Genomic DNA, 23,688 nt, shown 5'->3' with positions numbered 1-23,688 from the left:
CTCAACGCGGGGAACCCGCGCACGGCAGTGGCTCCCCAACGCACTGGCTCTCCTTATAAAGGAGAGGGGTGCCTGGAAAGCGGGGTGAGGTTCTTCGTTTTTTATAAATATTCATCCGGACATGATATTAAATATGGTTGTTTCACCTGAAATCTATCTCACCTCTGACGAATACCTCCAAATGGAGGAACACAGCGACATCAAACATGAATATATCGACGGCTACATCTACGCAATGGCTGGAGCGCTTGACTCCCACGTTACTATTGCGGGTAACTTGTTTGCTCTCCTCCGTAATCATGTGCGTGGCTCAGGCTGTCGTGTTTACATCGCCGATATGAAAGCACGTATCGAATCTCTTATTCGATATTATTATCCTGATGTGATGGTGACTTGCGATCAACGAGATCAAGAAACTCCTGGTTATAAAAGATATCCTCGTTTAATTGTCGAGGTTTTATCTGACTCTACAGAAGCCTTTGATCGAGGAGATAAATTCGCCGATTACCAAACTTTAGAAAGTCTCCAAGAGTATGTTTTAATTAACACCAAACGTCAGCGAGTCGAATGTTTCCGCCGTAATGATGAAGGGCTGTGGGTTTTGCAATCTTACACAGCAGAAAATAAATCTTTTCGACTACATAGTATTAAGTTTGAAGGAACGATCGCACAGCTTTACGAAGATGTCGTTTTCTAGCAGCAATTCCTAAAAAATATAGCAATGCTATATGATTTTTTAAATTGATTTTTTTGAACCGCAGAGAGCGAATTTGCGGTGTGGATGTTCCTCCCGCAAAGTTCGCGGTGGACGCAGAGAACGCAGAGGAAAGAGAAACAGGAGTGTCAAATCTAGATACTATTAATAAACTTCAGGATTGACACAATTAGGCAATCGCTCACCCTTTAACCCAGCAATAAGATTAGCGATCGCCATATTTGCCATTTTTTCTCGTGTTTGACAGCTAGCACTGCCAATATGAGGTGTAACAATCAAGTTATCTAAGTCTAGTAAGGGACTATCGGTTGCTATTGGTTCTGGATCAGTGACATCTATAGCGGCACCTGCAATTTCACCACTCGTAAGCGCTTGGTGTAATGCTTCTGGGTCTACAATTGGTCCTCGTGCTGTGTTGATGAGAATGGCAGATTGCTTCATTAATTCAAACTGGCTATTACCAAAAAGATGATAAGTCTCATCCGATAACGGTGTATGAATGGTCACAAAATCTGCTTCTTGCAGGAGATGTTCAAACGCTGTAAACTCAACACCCAAATCTTTTTCTAACTCCTGGTCACATCTGTGTTTACTAGTATAAAAAACTTTCATGTCAAACCCTTTGGCACGACGAGCGATCGCCTGACCAATACGCCCAAAACCAACAATCCCTAAAGTCGCACCTGTGATGTTCGGTCCCAATAACAAATTTGGTTCCCACGTCCGCCACTCACCCCCACGAACAAATCGATCCGCTTCTACCACTCGCCGTGCAGCCGCCATAAGTAACGCCCAAGTCAAGTCAGCAGTTGCATCTGTTAAGACACCGGGGGTATGACCAACTGGTATCTTGCGTGCGGTAGCAGCGGGAATATCAATATTGTCGTATCCAACTGCCATTTGGCTAATAACTTTAAAAGAGGTTCCGGCTGCTTCTATCAGTTACTGATCAATCTCGTCTGTCAGCAAGCACAGCAAACCATCAATTGTTTTGACTTTTTCTAGTAAAACTTCATAGGGAGGTGGTTGGCGTTCTTCCCAGATTTCAATGGTAGCAATCTCTTGCAGTTGGTCTAATTTGGTGGGGAGGCGGCGAGTGATGAAGATTTTGGGTTTGGGCATGGTTGAGGGTTTATCAGAAATGTGAAAACTCTGAAACTCTTACAATGACTAATGACGACCCAAACGGGTTAACTTTATTTGTGACGAGCTACTTATACAGTAATTGAAACTGACTCCAGCCATGAGCTAGAAACTGATTTCATCATATGTTATTAGCTAGAGGGAATAAGTAGGTAGGCGTGAATATTTCTCGTGGAGAAGGCAGAAGTCAGAAGGCAAAAGGGAAGGGAGTTTTGGACGTTTTACTTTTCTTTACATAGTTATGTTTATTTGTGCCCACCTACTTATGTGAAAACATTCACTTTATTCTACTTGAAATTTTATTTAATCAAAGAGTTTTAACATAAAATTTACAAATTTTCTTCGTTAATTTACTTACTTAATTTATATAGTCATGATACTTTGGCTTATGGATGCCTCTAAAGGCTGATAAGTTCTCTATTTTTTACATATATAGGAAAAGAAAGTCACTTATAACTGGCTTTTGTTTCCTACTTTGAAGATAAAAATTGTTGACTTAAAAAAAGTCATCAACGGCAAACTTACCCAGACGGCGTTCTCTGATTTTTCACGATATTTGGAAAAAGTCAGATTGATAAATGCCTGTTCGCATAGTTTGCCGTAGGGATTGGCGTAATTTCAGTTTCCCAAACCCCGATGCCCACAGTAGCACTCCTCAACTTGTTCCTCAAGTCGTTAACAAATAAATAGACAGAATGGCACGTACACCACAGTTTCGGCAGTTACTTCGTATTTTGCAGCTAAGCCAGAGGGAAAACCTGAAAGCAGAAGGAAAACCTTTATCGCTGGCAAAAAAGCAGGCTCAATGGTCGCGAAGGCGCTTTATCAAATTGGCATCTCTGGCTACAGGATCGGCACTTGTCACTAGTGGATTGTCTCATCCAGAAAAGGTTTGGGGTAGAGCTAGCCATAGTGGGAATCCCAAAATAGCTATTGTAGGAGGCGGGATTGCGGGGTTGAATGCGGCATACCAGCTTAAGAAGATAGGCTTGACGGCTACCGTTTATGAAGCCAGAGAACGGTTGGGAGGGCGCATACAGACAGTCACAGGTGTCGTAGGCGAGGGTTTAGTGACTGATTTGGGTGGTCAGTTCATTAATACAAATCACACCGATATGTTGGCACTTGCAAAAGAATTCGATATAAAACTCTTCAGTGTTATCGAGGAACAACAAAAATTGCCCTTTCCAGGAACGGCGTACTACTTTGATGGTAAAGTCCAGTCGGAAGCAGAAATTGCGGACAAATTGCGTCCACTCGCTCTTGCAATTTACTATGATGCTGAGTTGCTTGAGCAAAACTTTGAGCAGTACGCACCAATATTTGATTCCATGTCCGCTGCCGATTATCTAAACAAATATGCAGATAAAATTCCAGAGCCTTTTATTCGCAGACTGATCGAAAATACGATTCGCTCTGAGTATGGTGTTGAGCCAGAAGAATCTTCAGCAATTCAACTTCTTATGAACCTACCCACAGTAGACGGGAACAAAGTAGAGCTATTGGGGAATTCTGATGAAGCTTTCGTTGTTGAAGGTGGTAGCGGCAGAATTATCGATAGTCTTGCCCAAGCGCTGTCTGGTCAGATTCACACCCGTATGCCTCTAACAAGGATTCAGTCAAACGGTAGTGGTTTTCTCTTGACCTTTTCCCGCAACTATGTTGTAGATGCGGACTATGTCATTATCGCGATTCCTTTGACCGTGTTACGAGAAGTTGATATCCAGGTCAACTTGCCAAACACTTTGAGGCGTTTCATCAAAGAAGTCGATCTCGGTTTCAATCAAAAGGTCATCGCTGGATTTAACAAGAAAGCGTGGCGGCAGGAAAATGGGTTTGTTAAGGAAGTCTGGAGTGATCTGAAATTCTGCTTAGCTTGGGATGGAACCTTGCGACAACCAGACAGGGAAAATGGAGAGTTAGTCTTCTTTCTAGGTGGGGATGAAGTCAGAAGGAACGGATCTGGCAGTGGTAAGTTGCAAGGAAGGAAGTTCGTACGGCAGTTAGATGATTTCATTGTGGGGGCTAAAGATGCTGCGACGGACAAGTTTTTGCAAACACAATGGACAAGGGATCCTTTTACTAAAGGAAGTTACACTCAATTTAAGCCAGGACAGTTGACGGAGTTTGCCAAGTTTCTTTATGTTGAAGCCGACGATCCTAAAGAACGCCAAGATGTCAATGTTGGGAATTTGGTTTTTGCTGGCGAGCATTTGAGCGACGAGTTCTATGGATATATGAATGGCGCAGCTCAAACAGGTCGCCTTGCGGCTCAGGTGGTGGCGAGACAACACCAGGCACAAGTAATGCCATAGATTTCAATATTTAGCACAGGTTGTAAGTTATGCAAACATAATCGGAGTGTGGGAGCGCGATCACCACCAGAAGTCGAATAGCGATAGCGTAAGCACAAGCGCACGCCAAGGGCTAACGCGTAGCGGCTCCCTTCTTCCGTGCAGTCGCAGCAGGAATGTCAATATTGTCGTATCCAACTGCCATTTGGCTAATAACTTTAAAAGAGGTTCCGGCTGCTTCTATCAGTTACTGATCAATCTCGTCTGTCAGCAAGCACAGCAAACCATCAATTGTTTTGACTTTTTCTAGTAAAACTTTATAGGGAGGCGGTTAGCGTTCTTCCCAGACTTCAATGGTAGCAATCTGTTGCAGTTGCTCTAATTTGGTGGGAAGGTGGCGAGTGATGAAGACTTTGGGTTTGAGCATGGTTGAGGGTTTGTTGGGTTTGCTTATGCTCAATTTAAGCCTAAAGGTAAGAATGATTCAAACCACTGTCATTCTCACATTGATATTCCCACGAATCGCTTTCGAGTAGGGACACAGTTGATGAGCTTGGGCAACTATCTGTTCAGCCTTCTTGCGTTCTGTATCTGGAATATCAATCACCATCTGGGCAGCAAGCATATATCCACCGTCCGCAGGATCTCGACCAATTGTGACAGCACAGGTAACCTTTGCTTTAGACGCATCAACTCCTGCTTTCCTAGCAACTAACGCAAGTGCGCCATGAAAACAAGCTGCATAGCCAGCGGCAAAAAGTTGTTCTGGATTGGTTCCTTTGCCATGTCCCCCTAGTTCAGTAGGAAAGGCAAGGTCTAAGTCTAGCAATCCATCCGAACTATGAGCATGACCCGACATGCGGGCATGTCCTGCTTGACCTGGAGTGACGGTGACTGTAGCCGTATACAAAGGTTTCATCGCAGCACCTTCATATTGTTGGTCTAGTTGCTGCATTAGTTTCTCAGTTTCAGGATTCATGCTTGTTGCCTTCACACTACTATTAGCAGTATCACGCATTATCTTTGAAGGCGTAGAAAAGTTTCTTTCTATCTCGTTCTGTTCATACTAATCCAATGCTTTGTCCATCAAGATGGTTCCTGAATGTCCCTCAATTGAGCCAAAAATCGGCACATTGTCGTAAGTGTACTGTTTGTATAGAATTTCGTGATGAGCAACAAAACCACAGTTTTTAAAAACGTGCTGAGAAATTGAATTTGCTGCTTCTGCAAAAGCAATTCGATAACCAGCATTTGCTGCATTTTCAACACAAATTTTTACTAAACTCTGAGCAATTTTTTCTCCTCTGTACTCTGGTGCTACTGCTAACATATGAAGATGTAAATATTCATTTTTATCAATCTGCTTACCCAGCATATACTGTGTTTGTAGTTGCTCGAAAAGCTCCATAATTGGTTGAAACTTATCCTCACCAAACTTCTCAATTTTCAAAGATGAATCTGTAACAAAGTCACCAGCAATCACTACACCAACCACCTCGTTATTTTGATGATTTTTGGCAACAATCGTTAGTCCTTGCTCCGCTACCCCTACACATAACTGGCGAACAAAATGTGCAAATTCTCTAATAGAAAACTTCTGAACTATTGCCATTGGATCTGAGTGGATAAATGACTGGGCAACCATTGTCGCCGTTGCATCGAGCGATTCCATCTCAAAAATATCGTATTGTAGGCGTTCAGTTTTACGCAAGCATTTAATTGTGTTCATCTGTTTATCTCGTATCTAATGAAGTAGAATACGTACCTTTCTCAGAACTTTTAGTAATTATACATTCTGCTGAAGTGAAGAATTTTATACCAAAAAGTTATTGCTGTGCCCAAAGGGCGTTCGCGGAGCGTGCGCTTAGCGCAATCGCCTCAGCAAACCCCGCAAATGAACTATAATCCTGAGCAACTATTGAGACATTTAAGCCCAATTTCTTTGCATTTGCTGCGGTGTAGGGTCCAAAGCAAGCGATACGCGTAGCGTCAAGCCAAGGGCTTATCGCACAATGTTCATAATCTCTTTTCGAGTCAACCATTTGCAAAAAACCTGTTACTTCCGCAGTACTGCTAAAGGCAATGACATCTATTTTGCCTTGCTGAATCAAATTTAACTCAACCTCATAAATATCTTTATCTAAACACCGCGTCCTATAAGTTGGTACACGGGTTACCTTCATGCCCAATTTTTTTAATCCTGCAACAAAGTTTGGAATCACATCGGGTTCTGGGACGCCTACAACTTCTGGAACTGGGACAAGTATATTTTTATGAGCAATATCTGGAATTTTAGCCAATTCAGCAATAACTCCTGCTGGGCTGGGTTCTTTCGGTACTAAATCGACTTTGACTCCCAAAGCTGCTAATTTTTCTGCGTCTAATCCTATAGCACAAAAACATATATTTGTCAAAACAAGGGGGTTGATCTCCAAATCTTCTAGACGTTGGAAAAAAGCATCAATACCGTTTCTACTGGTAAAAGCAATCCAATCAAATGCATCGATATGTTGCAGTGCAGCATCTAACTCTGTAAAGTTTTCTAGTGAACAAGTTTCAATGGTTGGCATCACAAACGGCATACCACCTTGGTTAATGAGTTGTTGAGATAACCTGGCGGCATAATTACGGGGTGCGGTAACGATGATTCGCTTACCGTATAAGGGCAGTTGTACGGTTGGAGTAAGCAGTTTGGTTGACCTCCTTTGATCCCACCACTAACCCATAAGGATATAGTGGGGGACTTGTTGTGGAATATTGTTAAACTTCTGGGCAGTGCGTTAGCCGAGAGTACGGCACCATACCTGTTATGTTTTAACCTTTACTTCGGGCTAACTTTATCAATCGTCTTGATTTTACCGTCGTCCCCAACTGTCCAGACATCGTAGATACCGATCACATCGCCGTTTTGGTCAACATCTACGTTACCACTAGCTCCTTGGTAATTAATTTTTTTACCTTCTTTCAATAACTTCAGTCCCTCACACACATCAGTTACTTCTGTACCAGAACCACTGGAAACTTCGCGGATTTTACTGGCTATGCCTTCACCTGTATTCTGCTTAGCAGCTTGTGCTGCTAGTGCTAGCAAGGCGGCTGCGTCCCACCCTTGAGGAGCGAATTCACCTGGTGCGCCTCCTCTTTTAGATTGCCACAGTTTATTTAGAGCTTCTAACGCTTTACCGTTAGAACCTGGTACTGTACCAATCACTCCAGATACGATATATTTACCATCACTGGTTTTGCCGACTTGTCCTGGAAACTCATTTGACTTCATTCCATCTGTCAGCATCACCTGCACTCCTTGCAGCAAACCTTGCTGGTACGCTGCTTTTAGCAGCAAACTGCCTGTCTCTACGTAGAAAACCCCAAGGACTGCATCAGGCTTACCAGCAAAAGCAGCAGAGGCTTCAGTATCAAAGGTAGTTGCTTTTGGATCGTAGCGGACAGGGTTGTTTTTATTAACAATAGTTCCCCCCGATTTTTCAAAAGCTTGCACAAATGCTTTTTCAAAGCCGACGCCATAGTCGTTATTTATGACGACGGTAGAAACTTTTTTATAGCCTCTTTTATTAGCAAGTGCGGCTATAGCTGGCCCCTGATAGCTATCAGGTGGAACAGTACGTGCCCAAAATCCTTGATATTTACCTTGTTTTGCCTGTTCAGTAAATACGGGGCTGGTACTACCGGGAGAAATCAGCATAACTTTATTTTGAGCCGCAATTGAGACAGCAGCAGTAGAAACGCTGCTGGCAAAGGAACCAACAACACCTGCAACTCTATCTACAGTTGCCAATTTGGTCATACCAGCAGCACCAGCTTTAGGATCAGTTTGGTCATCTACCTGAACAAGAGTCACAGGTTCACCGTTCACACCACCGCAAGCGTTGACAGTTTCCACAAGCAAGGGGACTGAGGGTATAATCTGCTGTCCAATGGAAGACAAGTCACCAGTCGCTGGTAGCAGGGAACCAATTTTCAACCCATTACCACTAGTAGCTGTTGTTGTTGAGCCTCCTCCTGGGCTGGGACTTGTGGTATTGCCTGTTGAACTGTTTGGGGGAGCTGTATCGCAAGCAGCTGCTAGGAAACCAACTGCTAGGGTTGTCAAAGCCAGAGCAAAGGCAGCGTTTATCTTTTGCATAATATTTAGTTTCACTCCTCATTTATTCAGGAGCCTAAAAGTAAGATTCAAATTAAATGATTAATTAAATTCTTTAATGGCTCCAGATGATAAATAATAACATCCCCTTTAGAGGATGTCTGAGAAGTCAAAAATGTCAAGCCCAAGGCAGCGGCAGAGCAGTGTTCATATAGCGTACACGTGCTATAGCGTTTAAAAGCATGTCTTTTTGTGACTGACGCCAACCAGCAAAAGGCATCTTGAAAGAAAAAGTGTTATCTTCTTTTTCTGTATTTTTCTCTATAAACGGAGAGGGAGGGATTCGAACCCTCGGTACAGCCTTACGAACTGTACAACGGATTAGCAATCCGTCGCTTTCGACCACTCAGCCACCTCTCCTTGGTCACGAGGATTAATCGTAACAAACTATAGGTCTAATGTCAATAGTCATTTTTCATTTTTCATTCGTGATTGTTCAGGACAAAGGACTTGCTTTGCTCAAATCCAAAGTGTGACACGAGAGTGTCAGCCTACGCTATCAAAATTCAAAAGGATTTTTGTCATTTTGAGAGAAGTTGCAGCGGAGGAAACCTCCGCTGATTTTGAATTCCTCACAAGACGTGACAACTTCTTCATAAGACTTGTGCTCGTAACCATGCAGCTGGCAAAGCACGTAACTTTTGCCATTGAGGCACGTAAGCACGTCGAGTGAACACATTGTAATCGTTGCGTTCAATGATATTCAAAATTCGACTGTAATGCATCAAAGATGCCCATACAGGTAAGCGAGCATCGGCAGATAGGTAAGAGATTCCCTTTTCTGCTTTGGCGTAAAATTGGCGTGCCCGTGCAATTTGAAAGCGCATTAGCGATCGCCAGCGATCATCCACCACTCCTTTAAACAGGTCTTGCTCTGTGTAGTTAAAGCGCGCCAAGTCTTCTTGGGGAATATAAATCCGCCCCCGCCTTGCATCCTCCCCGACATCTCGTAGAATATTGGCGAGTTGATGGGCTATTCCCAGAGTAATCGCTTCTTCTGTGGGGATATACGGCTGTTGATGGCAATTCCACGGAGCCGTGTTTGTGGAGGTGTCAACCCCCATCACTGCTGTTGACATCAAACCGACTGTCCCAGCAACGCGGTAACAGTAAAGGTGTAACTCCTCAAAGGTTTCGTAGCGACTTCGGTATAAGTCCATACGCTGACCAGCAATCATATCCCGAAACGGCTGAATATCTATCGGGAAACGCTGAATAGTATCCACCAAAGCGACATCAATACTATCTAATGGCTGTCCAGCAAAAATCGATTCCAGTTGCTGTTCCCACAGATCCAAAGTTTCTGGTGTCGTTATAGCAGATGCGGGACCATCCACGAGTTCGTCTGTACGGCGACACCAAGCATAAATTGCCCAAATGTGTTTGCGCTTTGGCTTGTCAACCAGCAAAGTGCCGATGTAAAAAGTCGTGGAATACTTGACTATAAGCTGGCGACAGAGTTTGTAGGACTCGTCCACAGAGACCGGTATTTTCATGCGAGGGATGGAATCAGGCAGTTGCAGCATTCGTTGCAGGCTGAAGGGTTTACGTTTGCAGGCTTTTTGAATTTGCCACCGGATGTGCTTCAGCAGTCGTGTAGCGCGTCCTACCGACCCAAAGCTTTTTCAGGCGTTTGGCTTGTTTCCTCGAAACGAGGAAGGGGTTTTCCTTCAGAAAATCCCTCGGCTGTATTACGGACGATCGCCTGCGCTGTCAGCTTACCAGAAAGTACGGCACCTTCCATACTCCCCAAGTAACGTTGCATTGTGTAACTGCCTGCTAAATAAAAGTTAGCAATGGGGGTCACTTGTGAGGGACGGTAATCTTGACGACCAGGTGTTGCTGTGTACACTGAGCGTGGCGTCTTCACGACATGATATTTCAACAGCTTTGCTCGATTGTCTCCCGTAAAGTCGTCAGGAAACAATTTTTCTAGTTCAGCAATAGTTGCTTGCAAAATTTCTTCATCAGATTTTGCAATCCAATCTTTTGCTGGAGCTAAAACTAATTCCAGCATTGATCGGTCGGGATTGGCGTATTCGCGGCAGGTATTACTCATATCGGCATAAACACTGAGCAGGGGCGATCGCGAGAAGAGCAGGTGGTCAATTTTAGTAAGTTTACGGTCAAACCATAGCTGCAAGTTTATCACTGGTACACCCTCTAAACCTTCCAATTTTTGGAAAAATTCAATTTGTTTCCAGGGTGTAGGTACCAAAATCTTCATCACGTCAACCGACATTGCCGATACGTAAGCATCAGCCGTAAATACTTCATCTTCTGCCCCATTCAATCCCCGAATCACGAAATGCTTGACTGTGCCATCGTCATTCAGCACAATTTCTTTAAGCGGTGCATTCAACCGCACTTCTCCACCCCGTGCGGTGATGTGATCAACGATTGGCTGACACAGACGTTCTGTTGGGGAACCGTCTAGAAAAGCCATTTTTGAGCCATTCTTTTCTTGCAAAAACCGATTCAGAGCTGTTAAAAGAATTGTTGCCGAAATTTCATCAGGATTTATGAAGTTCAACGCCTTAGACATGGCGATAAAAACTTCTTTTTCTACTCGTGGCGGAATCTTTTGTTTTTTCATCCATTCCGACCAAGAGTATTTGTCCATCTCTTCCACGTACCGTTGTCCCAGAATCATCGCTGGTAGCAATCCGATACCAAAGCGAATTTTTTCTGGCCATGTAAGCATATCGTTATTCCGCAGAATAGCTACTATGCCATTCAAAGGCGCTGGCACGTCTGGAAAATCAAAGCGACTGTAAGTTCCTGGATTGTTGGGCTGGTTGAAGATCATGGTGTGTTCTTTCCACTGCAATCTGTCTTCAATCCCCAATTCTTTGATCAGCTGCAACATATTGGGATATGCCCCAAAGAAGATATGCAGCCCTGTTTCATACCAGTCGCCATCTTTGTCTTTCCACGCTGCTACTAACCCCCCCAACACGTCTCGGCTTTCCAAGATAATAGGAGTGTGCCCTGCATCTGTGAGATATTTCGCACAGGAAAGCCCTGCTAAACCCGCTCCCGCGATCGCTACTCGCATTGAACCTTACTGCTCTTGAATATTTTGAATTGTTTTATCGTTTTCATTATACTTTGCAATCCGTTACATTTAGCAGTTTTTCGGTGATAGCTTTTTGAGATTGGCTGCTTCCCTCGGGGAGCATCGTCGATTACTAGCGCGTCTTCAAGCACAATTTTTGTCTCAGACTCATTTATACCCCAATCCACTTGAGTTAACAATACACTTCAATATCAGAAGATTTTTCGGTTGGCAACGGCCGTCGCAACTCAAGCGCAACAGACAACCCTTTCCACAGAAGTGTCCTCCGCATTTTACATCTTATGTACTTTCTTTTACCATTTTTTACTTAGTGATACAAAAATATAAAATCCTGATACATTTTACTCTCCCTACTCAAAAACTGCTTTTTCCTGATATTTGTGGCATTGTTGTGATCAAAGTGGACAATTTTCAAGGATACACTCTGACACAATAACCTCGTGAGTCAGCACTTAGAAAAGTCATCCCGAAACCTTTAGTGGAGGTATGTAAAAGAAATTAAGGAAAGGCTAATGGACTTTTGGAGCTTATATGACTTTTAGTGCTTTATTAGTATTAATAATAACACAGTATTAAAATGTAACTCTAAAATATAATTTTTGTTAAATTTGTTGACAAACAAAAATGGCGGCTTTGTTTGTTTGGCATCAATTTTACTGTTATATAATACTGGAAAAAAACTATATTAAGAGGATATTAAAGCTGTGCGTAATGATTTACAAGGATTAGAGATTGGTCAAAAAGAACTGCAAAAATTGACTAATTTACCTGTGAACGATGAACTCATAATTCTTACTCATCCCATGAAAAGACTACTGAGTCGAGTTGTAGAAAGAGCCAAAGGTTCTGAGGCTGCTACGGTAATTTTTATTGGAATGACAATATTAGTTTCTAGTTATGTTGCTTTTGATGTTATTATCAGACTCTTTGTTAATTGGGTTACTATACCTTCCTGGCTACTATTAGTCATATCTAGTTGTTCAGTAGGAATTTTGACACAAATATTCTTTTATATTTTGTGGAAGCAAAGAAGTCGTACTGTCAGACAGAACATGACACATTCGCTAAAAATTCTCTTGAATGATGTTGAAAGACATAGTGCTGTCATTAAAGCAATAGACATCAACGATCAAATAGAAGCCGCAGGAAATTCAGGAGTGAGCTTGAATGAAAGAAAGAAAGTTATAGAAGCACTAAAAATGACAAGAAATGATTTGGTTCGGGCATTAAAAACAGAAAGAATTCTAAGAGAAAATAAAAAATTTATTGTTAGTAAATTAGAACTGTTTGCGGATAATTTACCAACATTAACAGTAATGCAAGTGAGCGAAGAGGCTAGTGAACACGGACGATGGCTGAATGAAGTATTCCAGATTGCATTGGATGTACAACAAGAAATGAAAAGTTTACAGAGTCAGGGATCTTGAAGTTGTAAACTCTTAAGAATCTCCAAACCTGAAAAACAGACAGTGTTAAAATCTATGCTCTTGCAAAAAAGCTTTCACAGTTTGGTTAAACGCCTCAGGCTGTGTTAAAAAAGGCCAATGATTACCAGGAACTTGACAAACGCGTAAATTTTTTAAATTAGTTTTGTAAGGTTGGAGTTGCCAATCTTTACGGTTAAGTCCTTTTTCTGGCTGCACAAACAAGGTGGGGATATAAATGGGGGCTGTAAAACCGGGACAGAGCATCACTTCCTCAAAAATTCTATCGCGAGCTGCGATGGTAAATTTACTACCCCAAGTCCCATCGGTTTTTTGTTCAATACTTGCTTGAAAAACTTGCTGTTGTAAGGGACTCCATCCTTGAAACTGATTTAACTGACACGCTTGCTGTTGGGCTTGATCGTAAGTCGCAAATGGTCCCATACCTTTGAGAAAGGATAAAAATTGGTACAAAACGGGAAAAGTAACCTTAAAAAAGCTGGGTATTTTCCAAATAAAAATGGGATCGACCAGAACCATACTCCGTAAACGCTGCGGATTAATCCTTGCCCATATAACAGCTAGTTTACCTGTCCAGGAGTGCGCGACAACATGAGCAGATGACCATCCCAAGCTATCCATCAGTGCTTCTAAGTCTTTGATCGCACTCTCAAAACTATAATCTTTCTCTGGTTTGTCACTCTCACCATGACCGCGCATATCTGGCGCGACTATATGGTAATCTGGGGCTAAGTCATCTCCTAGGCTCGACCAAACTAGGGCGTTGTCGGCTAAACCGTGTAATACCAGTAAAGGTTCTTGACCTTGGTTCCACTCTAAATAAGAAAGTTGGATATCAGGTTTCGATAAGGTTTGACGTATTGGCATGATCGCAGATTACCAGACTTTGACAGGTTTTTAGTTCTACAGATTTAGAAATCGATTTATTTGTTTTACTTTCTTATCAAAAAAAAGCGTTTCTACACATCCGTAGGTTTTATTTTGTCTGGCAATCAAACAATCTGAGCCTCTCACGCTTCGGTAGAAAACTGCTAGCAGCATATCAAACAAACACCATTCACCCTGTTCCCTATTCCCTATTAAGCGTTAAGCGTTAAGCGTTCCCTCAATAGACACCAAAGTGGATTTTAGATTTGCGATTAATCCTAAATCTACAATCTAAAATCCAAAATCTAGTTACCGATTGACTGCTGCAGCTTCTCGCGCTGCAGTTGCTTGCTCTGGGTGAATACCCAGGCGGGTAAGGTTAATTCTGCCTTTGTTATCAATTTCTCGCACTTTTACAATCACTTCATCACCAACTGTGACTTCGTCCTCAACTTTGCCAACACGGTAGTCAGCCAGTTGGGAAATGTGGATCATCCCTTCCTTGCTAGGAAGAAATTCCACAAAAGCACCTATTGGTATAATTCGTGTAACTTTCCCTGCGTAGACATCACCTTCATTGAGCTTTCTTGTCATGCCTTGGATGATGAGCCGTGCTTTCTTAGCCTTGGTTTCATCCACAGCAGAAACCGTCACTGTGCCATCATCTTCTATATCTATTTTAGCACCGGTCTCTTCGGTGATACCCTTAATCGTCTTGCCTCCTGGTCCAATCACCAGACCAATCATGTCTGGATCAATCCGGATAGTCAACAGACGTGGGGCATAAGGTGACATTTGAGGGCGCGGTTGATCGATTGTCTGAAGCATTTTCTCCAGAATATGCAACCGTGCTGCTTTGGCTTGCTCGATCGCTTGGGAAATTATATCCAAGGATAGACCGGATATTTTCATATCCATTTGTAGGGCGGTTATGCCTTTGTCTGTCCCGGCAACTTTAAAGTCCATATCGCCCAAAAAGTCTTCTATACCCTGAATGTCAGTCAGGACTCGGACTTCGTCGCCTTCTTTTATCAAACCCATTGCAGCACCACTAACGGGTTTGGAAATGGGTACGCCTGCATCCATCAATGCCAGTGTCGAACCGCACACTGAACCCATTGAGGTGGAACCGTTGGAAGAAAGCACTTCCGATACCACCCGAATCACGTAGGGAAATTGTTCTTTGGGCGGTAATACGGGTAGCATTGCTCTTTCTGCCAGTGCTCCGTGACCTATTTCCCGACGTCCTGGTGCACGTAAGGGTTTTGTTTCCCCAACGGAGAACGGTGGAAAATTGTAATGGTGCAGGTAACGCTTATGTTGATCTTGTTGTAAGTCATCAGCCAGTGATTGAGCATCTCCTGGTGTACCAAGAGTGCAAGCAGATAGCACCTGAGTTAATCCCCGGTTAAATAGACCGCTACCGTGGACTCGCTTGGGCAAAATGTCAACATCACAAGATACAGGACGTACTTCATCAAGCTTACGACCGTCAACGCGAACATTATCTTCGATGATTTGACGGCGCATCAGCTTTTTAGTAAGGTCTTTGAAGGTATTATCAAGAGCCTTACTATTTGCCAATGCGGCAACGCGGACAGAATCTTCTTCGCTAAGTTCTGCGATCGCAGCTTTAATCGATTCCTTGACTGCATCTAAAGCTGTATCGCGCTGTGTTTTGTCAAAATCAAATTGTGACAGAATTTCCTTAATTTCAACAACAGCGCGATCGCGTATATAGTTTTCCAGCGTTGAGTCTACCTCTGGTGGCTCTTCGTGTGGAATTTCTATACCAATTTCAGCCATCAAATCTTGCTGCGCCCTAATCAGATCCTGTACGGCTTCGTAGCCAAATTCAATTGCTTCGATAATGTCTCTTTCTGAGAGTTGATTTGCTCCTGCTTCCACCATGATCACGCCTTCTGGTGAACCAGCAACGATCAAATCTAGGTCCCCAGCTTGAATTTCTGCATAGGTCGGGTTAATGATAAAATCATCTCCTACTAACCCGACACGCACTGCCGCCATTGGTCCGTTAAATGGTATTTTTGCCATTAAGGTGGCGATCGAAGCACCTGTGACTGCTAGCACATCAGGTGGCACCAACTCATCCATCGAGAGTGTCAGCGCAACAATTTGCAAATCGTCTCGCAACCAAGACGGGAACAAAGGACGTAGTGGACGGTCAATTAAACGACTAGTGAGAGTTGTTTTTTCTGGCGGACGACCTTCTCGCCGCATTATTCCTCCGGGAATCCTACCTGCCGCATACAGTCTTTCTTCGTAATCTACTGTCAACGGAAGAAAATCAATGCCCTCTCTGGCTTGTGATCGCGTAGCCGTCACCAAAACTGTTGTGTCCCCAGATTCTATCAACACCGAGCCACCAGCCTGGGGAGCTAAATGACCAACCTTCAGTCGAATATCCCGTCCGTCAAAGGATATTGACTTCTCAAATTCTCCCATTCAATTTTTTTTCCTTCTATGCACGCTATTCTCTCTCTGTGGCAATCCTAACATTTATGCCCTCTGGCTGGCGTCACTCACACACCTAAAGATCAACAACTTTAGACTTGAGCACCCAGTATCAAGTTTGCTGACAGTGGTGGGATTAGAGTACCCATGAGCGATTGCTCTGGTCAAATCTTAATAAAGATGCGGGTAATGGATAGCTGGAGTTCGGGGAGGGTTTGGCACAGGTGTATTCTATTGCAAATGCAAGTGCGCTATAATCAGCAATCAGCCTGAATACTACTAGCTAGCTCTGTTTGCAAGGAAGTTGTTTTGAGGAATATATTTTCTCTTTAACAATAGCAAGCTTTGATCCTTTTGTGATCTTTTATTCTTCTAACTCTATGAAACTTCTACTAATACCAAGTTGTATTGTCTTGAAGAAGAACACATAGGTCAGAACGCAGAACCCAGCAATATGATTGGATGGGGATTGGGACCCCAACCAATTGAATACAACGCTCTTATCCTGCACCAGGGAAACCCTCCCGCAGTACTGGCTCCCGTATAGACGGTGGGGTTTTAAACCCAAAGACTTCCGTTCGGTGAACTCTACAATTTATGCGCTTGTCTTTCTTTCTTATTCTGATTCCTGAGTTCTGAGTTCTGAGTTCTTTTTGATAACGTAATTTGTATTCAGCTAGTGGAACCTAGTGTCGCTTGCTAATCTCATGTCTCAACATTACGCCAAAGAAGCTAAATTGGTATAAAGTAGTAAAAGAATGATTCTTATTTGCTAAATTAGATAAAAAATGTAAAAAAAACAATTTTATTTTATAGAATATATATTCTGAAAAAATAGTCATTTAATGATGAATAAAAAATAAGAAAGACATAAATTTTAGTAGTTTCGCGAACATTTGAGAACTGTTAAATGGCAATTCTACACGGTACTTGGTTAAGACAAAATCAGGGTTGTTTATTTGTTTGGGGAGAGACTTGGCGAACTCTTGGGACAAATTCTAGTAAGAGTCCATTGAGTGATGTATCAATACATCCTCTGGCAATGACGCCATTAGAGTTAATCGAGTGGCTGGATTCACGTAACATTTCAATTGTTAAAATACCGCACCCCAAACGTGTAGAGACGTCACAGACAAAATCTCTCAAAAATGGGAAAACGCCCAAAGCAGCCAGTACTGCCGATGTGAGTTTGCCAACACACGAACTCGTGGTTGCCCTACCAACTTATATTTTAGAAAATACTCAGGACGCAACAGTTGAAATCTTTCCAGCGCATTCAGCCACATTAGATTCACCAAACAAAACTCCCCAGTACTTACAACCGTGGCTTGTTGAAGGTTTTTGCCTCAACCCCGAAGAGGCGATAAAATTCCTGACTTCGTTACCTCTGAGTGTTCCTAATGGTGAAGATAATTTTTTGGGAGGAGATTTACACTTTTGGGTGCAGGTTGCCCGCTGGAGTTTGGATCTGATTTCGCGTGGTAAGTTTTTGCCGACAATTCAACGCCAAAGCGATAATTCTACAGTGGCGAAATGGCAAGCACTTCTAGATAGCGCCCAAGATGGAACTCGTTTAGAAAAATTTTCTCAATTGATGCCATTGGCTTGTCGCACTTATCAGCAAAATTTCCAATTCGGGGAAGATGAGGAGGCAAAATCCTCCTCATCTGTTCACATAAACTTGCCACCCGAACCCCAAGAATTACTGCTGGGATTTCTTAACAGTACAATAGATGCTCAAGTACGAGCGATGGTGGGTTCCCAACCTCTGTTAGAGACCAGAGTGATGGCGTCTTTACCAACGACGGTGCGACAGTGGTTAAATTCTCTGACGGCTGCATCTAACACAGTTAGCGCTGATCCTTTTGGAGTGCAACGATTAGAGACGGTGTTGAAAGCTTGGACTATGCCCTTGCAATACCAAATGGCGGGGAACAACCAGTTTCGTACCTGTTTCGTATTGCGTTCTCCAGAGTCAGGGGGACAGACTCATTGGACTTTAGCTTATTTCCTCCAAGCTGCTGATGATTCCAATTTTCTCATAGACGGAACAACAATTTGGAACCACCCTTTAGAAAAATTTGTTTACCAAAATCGAACAATTGAACAACCACAAGAGACATTTTTACGCGGTTTGGGATTAGCTTCACGATTGTATCCACAAATTGCAGCCAGCTTAGAAACTCCGTATCCTCAATTTTGCCACCTCAACCCAATTCACGCTTATGAGTTTATCAAGTCTGTAGCATGGCGGTTTGAAGATAGTGGTTTGGGTGTAATTTTACCGCCTAGTTTAGAGAACCGCGAAGGATGGGCAAATCGTTTGGGTTTGAAAGTTACTGCCCAAACATCTAAGAAAAAGCAAGAACGTTTAGGTTTGGAAAGTTTGTTGAATTTCAAGTGGGAATTGGCGATTGGTGGACAGACAATTTCCAAAGCAGAATTTGATAGGTTGGTGGCGTTGAATAGCCCATTGGTAGAAATTAATGGCGAGTGGGTGGAATTGCGATCGCAAGATATCAAAACAGCACAAACCTTTTTCGCTTCTCGTAAAGAACAAATGGCGCTGTCATTGGAAGATGCTTTGCGTATCAGTACAGGAGACACTCAGACGATTGAAAAATTACCAGTTGTTAGCTTTGATGCGTCTGGGGCATTACAGGAATTGATCTCTGCCTTGACGAATAACAAAGCAGTTGAACCCTTGCCCACACCTACCAGCTTCCAGGGAAAATTACGACCTTATCAAGAACGTGGGATGGCGTGGCTTTCCTTTTTGGAACGTTGGGGCTTGGGTGCATGTCTGGCGGACGATATGGGACTTGGCAAGACCGTGCAGTTCATCGCCTTCCTCTTACACTTAAAAGAACAAGAAACACTCGAAAAACCCACACTACTTGTTTGCCCAACTTCAGTTTTAGGAAACTGGGAAAGAGAAGTTAAAAAATTTGCTCCAACGCTAAAAGTGATGCAATATCACGGTGACAAGCGCCCTAAAGGTAAGACGTTTGTAGAAGCAGTCAATAAGCATGATATAGTCATCACTAGTTACCCGCTCATTCACCGTGATCTCAAATCATTGCAGAGCGTTTCTTGGCAAATCATCGTTTTAGATGAAGCACAAAATGTCAAAAATTCAGATGCAAAACAGTCACAGGCGGTACGACAAATAGAATCTACATTTAGGATTGCTCTTACGGGAACACCAGTAGAAAATAGATTGCAAGAACTCTGGTCGATTTTGGATTTCCTAAATCCTGGTTATTTGGGAAATAAGCAGTTTTTTCAGCGGCGTTTTGCAATACCAATTGAGAAGTATGGTGATGCGGCTTCGTTGAATCAATTGCGTTCATTAGCTCAACCTTTTATTCTACGTCGTCTGAAAACTGACCGCAGCATTATTCAAGATTTACCAGAGAAGCAGGAAATGACTGTGTTTTGTGGTCTGAGTGCCCAGCAAGCTCAACTGTATCAGAAAGCTGTGGAAGAGTCTCTAGCTGAGATTGAAGAAGCTGAGGGTTTGCAACGCAGAGGCATGATTTTAGCTTTACTCATCAAACTAAAACAAATCTGCAATCACCCATCGCATTACTTGAAGCAAGACACATTGGAACAATATCATTCTGGGAAACTCCAGCGCTTGCAGGAAATGTTGGAGATAGTTGTCGCAAGTGGCGATGCTCCAGCAGGGAGCCGCCCAAGGGGCGATCGCGCTTTAATTTTCACTCAGTTCGCAGAGTGGGGTAAGTTACTCAAACCATATCTGGAAAAACAGCTAGGACGAGAAATTCTGTTCTTATACGGTAGTACTCAGAAAAAACAACGTGAGGAAATGGTGGATCGTTTCCAACACGATCCTCAAGGACCACCAATTATGATTTTATCCCTGAAAGCTGGTGGTGTAGGATTAAATTTAACACGAGCCAATCATGTTTTCCACTTTGACAGATGGTGGAACCCAGCAGTAGAAAATCAGGCGACAGATAGAGTTTTTCGTATTGGTCAAACCCGCAATGTCCAAGTTCATAAATTTATTTCAACTGGCACTTTAGAAGAAAAAATTCATGACATGATTGAAAGTAAAAAACAACTTGCCGAACAAGTTGTTGGTGCAGGTGAAAATTGGCTGACAGAACTAGACACAGACCAACTTCGCAACTTGCTCATACTTGACCGGAGTGCAATTATAGATGAGGAAACAGAATGACAAATGATACCCTTCAAGGAAGTCGAGAATGGTGGTCCCAACGGTGGCTTGATTTGTTAGATTCCTATCGTTTTAAGAAACGTTTGGAACGTGGAAGAATTTATGCACGTCAGGGAAATGTTCTTAGCATTGAGTTTCAAGGTGCAAAGGTATTAGCTAGAGTACAAGGTAGTGAACAAGAACCATACAAAGTTTCTTTGTCCCTTGATCCTTTTACTGAGGAACAGTGGGGTTATGTGATTGAAACAATGTCTCAAAAATCAATGTTTTCTGCCAAGCTACTAGCAGGAGAAATGCCGCAAAATATGGAAGATGTTTTCACTGCTAATGGTCTTTCCCTATTTCCTTTTACCTTATCTGATGTCCATAGTAAATGCTCTTGTCCTGATAAAGCTAACCCTTGCAAACATGTCGCTGCAGTTTACTATCAGTTAGGCGATCGCTTTAGTGAAGATCCATTTGTTCTTTTTAAATTACGGGGAAGCACAAAAGAGAAAATTATCAGTGATTTACGTCACCTACGCAGCAAAACTGTTAAAACTTCACAAAACGAACCATCTGAGGTTCAAGAGTCAACACACGAGAAACGATTCTCTGTAAAAATCGAATCTTTCTGGCAATACAATGAGCCATTGGAATCTTCTTTAGTCGTTATTGTACCATCAACAGGCGAAACGATTTTAGATGTGTTGGGGTCAATTCCTTTGGCTAAGGAAGAGGAAAATTTAACAAATTTAACCGCAGCTGATGTGGTGATGAAGTATTTAGACACAGTGTACAAAGATGTTAGCCAGAAGGCTGTTTTGGCTGCAATGAATGTTGGAGGAGGTTAAGATAATGATGAAAACAGTCAAGATGGGGATTTCAACTTCAAAGTACATCCAGACTTATAGAAGTGGTGCACTTTGACTCCCAAGTGAAAACTGGTCAGGTGATTGTTACCAGCATCTGTACAGCCAAATTTGGACTTCGCTTTGGTATATTTTTTGTCTTCCTGATAATTAGTTGAACGATGGAATGCTATAAAAGCAGAGTAATCCAGTCGAAGACACATGGAACTTCAAACCAAAATAATTACAGTGGAACTAACTGATGGTACAAGTGTTAGAGTTGAAGCGACACAGATAGGCGATCGCAAAGTAAATTTTCAATCTCGACCTTTTGAAGAAGTTACCACCGCTATTGAATCGTTGACCAAAGAAATTGTCGAAGCATTACACAAGGTTAAGCCAGATAGAGCAAGTGTAAAGTTTGGTGTTGATATTGCGATTGAATCTGGTAGACTTACCGCTTTACTAGTAAAGGGTTCCAATACAGCGAATATAGAGATTACGTTAGAATGGGGTCAATAGTTCCAAGCTCAGACATGTAAAAATACTAGACTTTTTGTAACAATTGTTACTATTTAAAACTAGCAACTGAGATTAACTAAAGTAACCCAAATTATCTATTTAACCTCTGACAAAGTTTCCTGAATGATTAAAACTGACTTCACTGGTCGTTTTACCAGATTTCCCTTTGAATCAACTTTTCCATAGAAGGTTTTGCCGTCATAATAAAGCGAAGACGAACTTCCACCATCCAGATTCATCGCTTTCTCAACACCAAGAGTTTTCATAAAATGAGCCAGTTCTGGCAAGGACATCCCAGAGTTACCAGGAGTATTTGGTTTTTGAGCAACCATCACCAAAACAATGCTGCCATCACTGATAATACCAATAGCACTTCGAGCATTGGGTTTGGTACTACCAAGAGCATCTCTTTTGTTAGCGTTATCTACAAAACCTTCTTGGACTGAGGTTAGTTCTGGTAAGAGTTGGGGACCACCACCCACAGCATCAACTAATTGACAACCTCCAGCTGGAGGCTCACTGTGGAGAGTGATAGAGTAACGGATAGTTTGCTCGCACAAGTATCGCCGAAATTCTGTACGATTGAGAATCTTGTTGAGGTAAGGTTTTAGGTCAGGATTATCTACCAATCGCTGATTGTCTTTAGGATTACCCGTTAGTTTTCCTTGTTGAAAAACAATAGATGTTGTTTTTTGGTTGACTGGATCAAAAAAGCCAGCATTGATGATGGCAACTGCTTGATGCTTTTTGGCAACTTCCTCTACTGTATTTAGTTGTGATGACAATGCAGGAGTTACTATAAATTGGCTATGAGGAGGAACTCTCAAGATATGGACAATGCTGTTTGGTAAATTACGTTGCTCATAGTTCATGGTTTTGGTGATTAAGTTTGTTTGTTTTGATGTTGCAGTACGAAAAAACAAAAGCAGCACAGTCGCACTGATAAATACTCCTGCTAGTATCCACATTTTTTTCATGCATTTTCGCCTCAATTTAGCCGAATAGATTATATCCTTTGAAGTTGGGCGATAAGCCAGAGGCTTTAGCTTGTGCGTATCGCCCAAAGAACAGATGCTGCTAGAGGTATCGCATTGCTCACTGGACAAGAACCAGCTCAACAAGCAGAGTTATTGTTACAACAAGAACGACAACAGCAGAATTGGCACAACAACGCGCTGAACGTTTAGCAAAGCAATTGAGGGCAATGAGTATAAATCGGGATGAGTGAGTGTTACAAACAGATCCCCGACTTCTCACCATAAGTCGGGGATCTTGGTTTTTCAATTCTCACAACTCCTCAAGGATTGCGATTATATAAGCCCCAAATGGCGACTTGTTAGAAACTCGGTTTTTGAGAAAGACTCAAAATTTTCTACTTTTTTGCGGTTTCTACTGAGGATAGCTTGTAGCTAAGTATAATAAATTAAGTCTGCCGATAAAAGCACAGTTATGACATGCTGTCTCAATCCAGTTTGCCACAATCCGCCTAATTCCGATGGCACAATGTTTTGCCCCAACTGCGGAACAGGACTGGTGGTGCTGAGAAACCGCTACCGCCCCATAAAATCATTAGGTAGCGGGGGATTTGCCAAAACTTATCTGGCAGAGGATCTTGACAAACTGAAGGAAAAGTGCTTTCTTAAGCAATTTGCGCCACAAATACAAGAAACTGGGGCGTTTCAAAAGGCAAAGGAACTATTTGAGCAAGAAGCAACCCGTTTGCAACAGTTAGGGGATCATCCACAAATTCCCACGTTGCTAGCATATTTTGAGCAAGATAATCGTTTGTATTTGGTGCAGCAGTTTATTGATGGGCAAGATTTATCAGATGAATTAAAACAGCAGGGCCGTTTCAGTGAGCAGCAAATTCGGGAATTATTGGTTGATTTGTTAAACATACTAAAGATTGTTCATCAGCACAAAGTTATTCACCGCGATATCAAGCCAGG

At 42.4% G+C, this 23,688-nt stretch carries 18 protein-coding genes, 1 tRNA gene and 1 pseudogene; 8 read left to right on the top strand and 12 right to left on the bottom strand.

The window, feature by feature from the left end:
- Positions 1-133: 133 nt before the first annotated feature.
- On the top strand, positions 134-697 hold the full coding sequence (locus AC5590_RS32305; RefSeq protein WP_169267327.1) for a Uma2 family endonuclease: 564 nt from the start codon (positions 134-136) through the stop codon (positions 695-697).
- A 162-nt stretch (positions 698-859) separates the two neighbouring features.
- On the opposite strand, the pseudogene AC5590_RS32300 reads toward AC5590_RS32305, so the two are convergent.
- Positions 860-1,837, bottom strand: a pseudogene (locus AC5590_RS32300) (2-hydroxyacid dehydrogenase).
- Between the two features lie 716 nt (positions 1,838-2,553).
- Here AC5590_RS32300 and AC5590_RS32295 point away from each other — a divergent pair.
- Positions 2,554-4,173 carry a flavin monoamine oxidase family protein gene (locus AC5590_RS32295; protein WP_169267326.1) on the top strand — a complete coding sequence of 540 codons (1,620 nt, stop codon included), beginning with the start codon at positions 2,554-2,556 and terminating at the stop codon, positions 4,171-4,173.
- Between the two features lie 112 nt (positions 4,174-4,285).
- Here AC5590_RS32295 and AC5590_RS32290 read toward each other — a convergent pair whose 3' ends face one another.
- The 8 genes from AC5590_RS32290 to pds all read right to left on the bottom strand — a co-directional run bounded on the left by AC5590_RS32290 (position 4,286) and on the right by pds (position 11,372).
- Entirely contained in the window at positions 4,286-4,396 is a 111-nt protein-coding gene (locus AC5590_RS32290) for a hypothetical protein (protein WP_318284522.1), read from the bottom strand.
- Between the two features lie 240 nt (positions 4,397-4,636).
- Positions 4,637-5,170, bottom strand: coding sequence for an organic hydroperoxide resistance protein (locus AC5590_RS32285; protein WP_282453080.1), 534 nt, complete (start codon positions 5,168-5,170; stop codon positions 4,637-4,639).
- 48 nt (positions 5,171-5,218) lie between these two features.
- Complete coding sequence (locus tag AC5590_RS32280; RefSeq protein ID WP_169267325.1) at positions 5,219-5,881, bottom strand: GNAT family N-acetyltransferase; 663 nt, start codon at positions 5,879-5,881, stop codon at positions 5,219-5,221.
- A 97-nt stretch (positions 5,882-5,978) separates the two neighbouring features.
- Positions 5,979-6,842, bottom strand: a complete 864-nt coding sequence (locus tag AC5590_RS32275) for a uroporphyrinogen-III synthase (protein WP_169267329.1) — start codon at positions 6,840-6,842, stop codon at positions 5,979-5,981.
- Positions 6,843-6,973: 131 nt separating this feature from the next.
- Positions 6,974-8,296 carry an ABC transporter substrate-binding protein gene (locus AC5590_RS32270; RefSeq protein ID WP_169267324.1) on the bottom strand — a complete coding sequence of 441 codons (1,323 nt, stop codon included), beginning with the start codon at positions 8,294-8,296 and terminating at the stop codon, positions 6,974-6,976.
- A gap of 286 nt (positions 8,297-8,582) precedes the next feature.
- A tRNA-Ser gene (locus AC5590_RS32265) sits at positions 8,583-8,674 on the bottom strand.
- 233 nt (positions 8,675-8,907) lie between these two features.
- The gene (gene crtB, locus AC5590_RS32260) at positions 8,908-9,840 is read right to left on the bottom strand and encodes a 15-cis-phytoene synthase CrtB (protein WP_169267323.1); all 933 of its coding nucleotides are present in this window, start codon (positions 9,838-9,840) and stop codon (positions 8,908-8,910) included.
- A gap of 80 nt (positions 9,841-9,920) precedes the next feature.
- Positions 9,921-11,372, bottom strand: coding sequence for a 15-cis-phytoene desaturase (pds, locus tag AC5590_RS32255; protein ID WP_169267322.1), 1,452 nt, complete (start codon positions 11,370-11,372; stop codon positions 9,921-9,923).
- Between the two features lie 725 nt (positions 11,373-12,097).
- Between pds and AC5590_RS32250 the strand changes: the two genes are divergently transcribed.
- Positions 12,098-12,820 carry a hypothetical protein gene (locus AC5590_RS32250; protein ID WP_169267321.1) on the top strand — a complete coding sequence of 241 codons (723 nt, stop codon included), beginning with the start codon at positions 12,098-12,100 and terminating at the stop codon, positions 12,818-12,820.
- Between the two features lie 45 nt (positions 12,821-12,865).
- Here the strand turns inward: AC5590_RS32250 and AC5590_RS32245 are convergent, their stop codons facing one another.
- Both AC5590_RS32245 and AC5590_RS32240 read right to left on the bottom strand, forming a co-directional pair.
- A complete protein-coding gene (locus AC5590_RS32245; RefSeq protein WP_169267320.1) occupies positions 12,866-13,705 on the bottom strand; it encodes an alpha/beta fold hydrolase in 840 nt (279 codons plus the stop codon).
- A gap of 309 nt (positions 13,706-14,014) precedes the next feature.
- Positions 14,015-16,171 (bottom strand): polyribonucleotide nucleotidyltransferase, encoded by a 2,157-nt coding sequence (locus AC5590_RS32240; RefSeq protein ID WP_169267319.1) that lies wholly within the window; start codon positions 16,169-16,171, stop codon positions 14,015-14,017.
- Positions 16,172-17,090: 919 nt separating this feature from the next.
- On the opposite strand from AC5590_RS32240, the gene AC5590_RS32235 reads away from it, so the two are divergent.
- From AC5590_RS32235 to AC5590_RS32225, 3 genes are all read left to right on the top strand, one after another.
- On the top strand, positions 17,091-20,387 hold the full coding sequence (locus AC5590_RS32235) for a sll1366 family intein-prone helicase (protein ID WP_169267318.1): 3,297 nt from the start codon (positions 17,091-17,093) through the stop codon (positions 20,385-20,387).
- Positions 20,384-21,220 (top strand): SWIM zinc finger family protein, encoded by an 837-nt coding sequence (locus AC5590_RS32230; RefSeq protein WP_169267317.1) that lies wholly within the window; start codon positions 20,384-20,386, stop codon positions 21,218-21,220. The genes AC5590_RS32235 and AC5590_RS32230 overlap by 4 nt, the downstream gene beginning before the upstream one ends.
- Before the next feature lie 219 nt (positions 21,221-21,439).
- Positions 21,440-21,739 carry a CU044_2847 family protein gene (locus AC5590_RS32225; RefSeq protein WP_169267316.1) on the top strand — a complete coding sequence of 100 codons (300 nt, stop codon included), beginning with the start codon at positions 21,440-21,442 and terminating at the stop codon, positions 21,737-21,739.
- A 95-nt stretch (positions 21,740-21,834) separates the two neighbouring features.
- Here the strand turns inward: AC5590_RS32225 and AC5590_RS32220 are convergent, their stop codons facing one another.
- Complete coding sequence (locus tag AC5590_RS32220) at positions 21,835-22,716, bottom strand: phosphodiester glycosidase family protein (protein WP_169267315.1); 882 nt, start codon at positions 22,714-22,716, stop codon at positions 21,835-21,837.
- A 72-nt stretch (positions 22,717-22,788) separates the two neighbouring features.
- Between AC5590_RS32220 and AC5590_RS32215 the strand changes: the two genes are divergently transcribed.
- Positions 22,789-22,926, top strand: a complete 138-nt coding sequence (locus tag AC5590_RS32215) for a hypothetical protein (protein ID WP_169267314.1) — start codon at positions 22,789-22,791, stop codon at positions 22,924-22,926.
- A 262-nt stretch (positions 22,927-23,188) separates the two neighbouring features.
- A partial coding sequence (locus AC5590_RS32210) for a protein kinase domain-containing protein (RefSeq protein ID WP_169267313.1) occupies positions 23,189-23,688 on the top strand: 500 nt, incomplete at its 3' end.

The organism is Brasilonema octagenarum UFV-OR1 (genome assembly GCF_963888615.1).
Taxonomy (GTDB): Bacteria; Cyanobacteriota; Cyanobacteriia; order Cyanobacteriales; family Nostocaceae; genus Brasilonema; species Brasilonema sennae.
The sequence above is the reverse complement of the archived record's forward strand: the minus strand, read 5'-3'. Positions and strand labels throughout refer to the sequence as shown.